Annotated in this window: 2 protein-coding genes and 2 rRNA genes; 3 read left to right on the top strand and 1 reads right to left on the bottom strand. The window is 55.2% G+C overall.

What is annotated here, in order from left to right; genetic code table 11:
- A 23S ribosomal RNA gene (locus tag F3G95_RS13625) occupies nucleotides 1-230 on the top strand; the annotation flags it as partial.
- Nucleotides 231-353: 123 nt separating this feature from the next.
- Nucleotides 354-470 (top strand): 5S ribosomal RNA (gene rrf / locus F3G95_RS13620).
- Nucleotides 471-595: 125 nt separating this feature from the next.
- On the opposite strand, the gene F3G95_RS13615 is transcribed toward rrf, so the two are convergent.
- Nucleotides 596-1,441 carry a DegV family protein gene (locus tag F3G95_RS13615; protein WP_149795374.1) on the bottom strand — a complete coding sequence of 282 codons (846 nt, stop codon included), beginning with the start codon at nucleotides 1,439-1,441 and terminating at the stop codon, nucleotides 596-598.
- Nucleotides 1,442-1,772: 331 nt separating this feature from the next.
- Between F3G95_RS13615 and murC the strand changes: the two genes are divergently transcribed.
- Nucleotides 1,773-3,158 (top strand): UDP-N-acetylmuramate--L-alanine ligase, encoded by a 1,386-nt coding sequence (gene murC / locus F3G95_RS13610; RefSeq protein ID WP_015565291.1) that lies wholly within the window; start codon nucleotides 1,773-1,775, stop codon nucleotides 3,156-3,158.
- Nucleotides 3,159-3,547 lie beyond the last annotated feature (389 nt).

Raw genomic sequence — 3,547 nt, 5'->3', positions numbered from 1 at the left:
ACGGACGTACCTCTGGCGCACCAGTTGTTCCGCCAGGAGCATAGCTGGGCAACTACGTACGGATCGGATAAACGCTGAAAGCATCTAAGCGTGAAGCCGACCCAAAGATAAGATATCCCACTGATTTAATCAGGTAAGACCCCTTGAAGACTACAAGGTTGATAGGCACGATGTGTAAGTGGAGCGATCCATTCAGCAAGCGTGTACTAATAGGTCGAGGGCTTGACCACAATTCGCTTGAGACTCTTAGAGTCAACGAAAAAATGTAAGCAGTGATTATTCAGTTTTGAAGGCACGTCCTTCTAAATACTGGACAGATACACAGAAATGTGATATACTGTATCAGTCATATGGTCGGTGACGATGACGGTGAGGTTCCACCTGTTCCCATTCCGAACACAGCAGTTAAGCTCACTCGTGCCCAAGATAGTTCGCTGGAAACGGCTTGTGAAAATAGGTAGCCGCCGACTTGATCAAAACGCTCTAAGAGAGATCTTGGAGCGTTTTCTTTTTTGCGAAAGCATTATATAACCAAAAAACGGCCCCGCCGCGTTGGAGCTTTCCACGCAGCAGGGCCGCTTTGGTTGAATGCCGATTAAACTTTCTTCGCAAACACGATGCCGATGGTGCCAGGGCCGGAGTAGCCGCCGATGGTCGTGCCGATGTCGGTCTCAATGATGTTCTCAAACTTACCGTATTTGCGCAGACCGGCTTTGATGGCCTCCATGCAGCCGGGTTTGGGCTGACAGGACGAGATAAAGACCATGCTGTTGTCGATGTCGTCCCGGCCATCCAGCAGGTCGGTGATGTACTTGCCCACGCAGATGGGCAGGCTGCCGCGATACTTCCTGATGACCTTCAGCTCACCGTCGATGATGGCGAGGCTGGGTTTGATGCCCAGAATGTTGGCGCCGAACGCCAGCACGCCGGAGCAGCGGCCGCTCTTGGCCATGTAGTTGAGCTGGTTGAGCACAAAGCTCAGCTCGACCCGGTTGGCGAGGCTCTGGAGGCGCATACAGATGTTCCGGGCCGTCAGGCCGTCCGCAGCCCACTTGGCGGCGCGGAGGACAAGATAGCCCTGACCGGTGCAGATATTCTCGCTGTCGATGACGGACACGTTGGCGTATTCCTGTGCGGCAAGGCAGGCGTTCTGATAGCAGGAGGAAAGCTTGGCGCTGACCGAGATGTGGATGACGGCGTCGTACTCCTTGGCAAAGGGCTCGAAGAAGTCGATGTACTCCACGGGGTTTGCGGCAGCGGATCTCGGGGGCTGGCCGCCTGCATCCACATGGGCAAAGACGTCAGCCGGATGAATGGTGACGCCGTCCAGATAAGTATCGTCGCCCATCAGGATGTGCATGGGCATCAGGGAAATGTTCCATTGCCGCAGCAGCTCTTCGGACAAATCACAGGTGCTGTCGGCGGTGATCTTGATGTTCAAAAGGTGTCTCCTCTTTTCGTGCCGGGAGCAGCCGACGTCGGTGCAGGCGCTGCCGCAGCAAAATTTCCTTTATAACTATAACACAAAAATCTCAAAATCGTTATCTATTTATCCGGAGTAAAATGTAAATCTTTTATGAAGCGTCAAAAAGTATCTCGCAAAGCCGCGGATTCTGTACACAAAGCACAAAAGTGCCGGTCAATTTATAGTTCTTTCCGAAAATTCGCTCCGAAGTGTTTATTTTGTGCTCCAAAAATTATATAATACTATGTGTCACTAGAATGGATACGGTCTGCCCAGCGGCCGTTTATATTATTGGAGGTTGCTTTCTATGTTCATGTACACCGACTACACCCAGCATTTGCTGGATAATGTGAAGAAGATACACTTCATCGGCTGCGGCGGCAGCGGTATGTATCCTCTCATCCAGATCCTCTCCGCAAAGGGCTACGACATTTCGGGCAGCGATGTGCTGGACGGCAGCATCATCCGCTCCGAGCGGGAGATGGGTGTCAAGGTCACGCTGGGCCACAGCGCTGATAATGTCGTCGGTGCAGACCTGGTGGTCTACTCTGCCGCCATCGCAAAGGACAATGTGGAGCTGAATGCGGCAGCCTCCTACGGCATCACGACGGTGGAGCGCAGCGTCCTGCTGGGCTATGTGAGCCGTCTGTACAAGCAGAGCATCTGCGTCTCCGGCACCCACGGCAAGACCACGACCACCTCCATGATCACTACGGCGCTGGAGCTGGCAGGCCGCGACCCCTCTGCGGTCATCGGCGGCAAGCTGCCCCTCATCCACGGCTACGGCAAGGCCGGAAAGGGCGATGACATCGTCATCGAAGCCTGCGAGTTCTCCGAGACCTTCCTGAAGCTGACTCCCTACCTCTCCGTCGTGCTGAACATCGATAACGACCATCTGGACTACTACGGCAGCATGGGTGAGCTGAAGTTCGCCTTCAAGCGCTTTGCCCTGATGACCCAGTTCATGATCTTCGCCAACGCCGACGACAAGAACACGATGGACGTCATGTACACCCTTGACCGCCGTGTGTGCACCTTCGGCATCGACAACGACGGCGATTATCAGGCCATCAACGTGCAGGAGTATAAGCCCGGCTTCTTCGAGTTCGATTTGAAGGAGTGGAGCAAGGTCACGGGCCACATCCGTCTGGCTGTGCCGGGCCGTCACAACATCTACAATGCGCTGGCCATGTGCGCGGTCTGCCGTTTTGCGGGCCTGACGGTGGAGCAGTGCGCCGCCGCTGCCGCAAGCTTCAAGGGCGCAGGACGCCGTTTCGAGGTCTACGGTGAGTGCAACGGCGCTGTGGTGGTGGATGACTACGCTCATCACCCCACCGAGCTGCGTGCGACCCTGAACACCGCCAAGGAACTGGGCTACAAGCGCCTCATCGCCGTCCACCAGCCGTTTACATACAGCCGCACCAAGATGCTGTTCAACGACTTTGTGGATGTGCTCAAGATCCCCGATGTGGCAGTCATCACCCCCATCATGGGCAGCCGTGAGCCCAACGACCCCACCATCACCAGCGCAAAGCTGGCCGCTCAGATCCCCGGCTCGGTGCTGGTGGACAGTCTGGAGGCTGCCGCCGACTGGGTGAAGCAGAACGCCCGGGAAGGCGATCTGGTCATCACGCTGGGCTGCGGCGACATCTACAAGGCCAGTAAGATGATGGTCGCTGACAATAACAAGTAAATCCCAAAAGAGATAGCAACGCCCCTGCATCGGCTGAAATGGCTGATGCGGGGGCGTTTTATTTGCCCCTGTTCGTAAATTTGTAAAAATTGCATAACAGATACCGGGGCGTTTCGGAAATATCATGAAAATCAAGAATAATATTGACAGATTGGAGGGGGGGGGGGGGGTAAAATAATGTCGTGGGCTAACACCGGAAAGGGGAAGGGGGCCCCTTGAATTTTTTTTGAAAATGGGGGGGGAAAAAAACAAGAAAAAGGGAAAAAAACTTTTTGGTTCTCGCCCTCCCCGCGGCAATGGAAATGTCGGTTCTGACCGGCGGGGGAGCCACCGTGTCCCGCCACGCGCCTGCAACGCGGGGGGGTCGCCGGGGGGGGTTGCGGAGGAAG

Origin of the sequence: Faecalibacterium sp. Marseille-P9312 (genome assembly GCF_902497445.1) — a bacterium.
In the GTDB taxonomy this organism is placed as follows: domain Bacteria; phylum Bacillota; class Clostridia; order Oscillospirales; family Ruminococcaceae; genus Faecalibacterium; species Faecalibacterium longum.
This window is presented reverse-complemented; position numbering and strand designations above follow the sequence as displayed.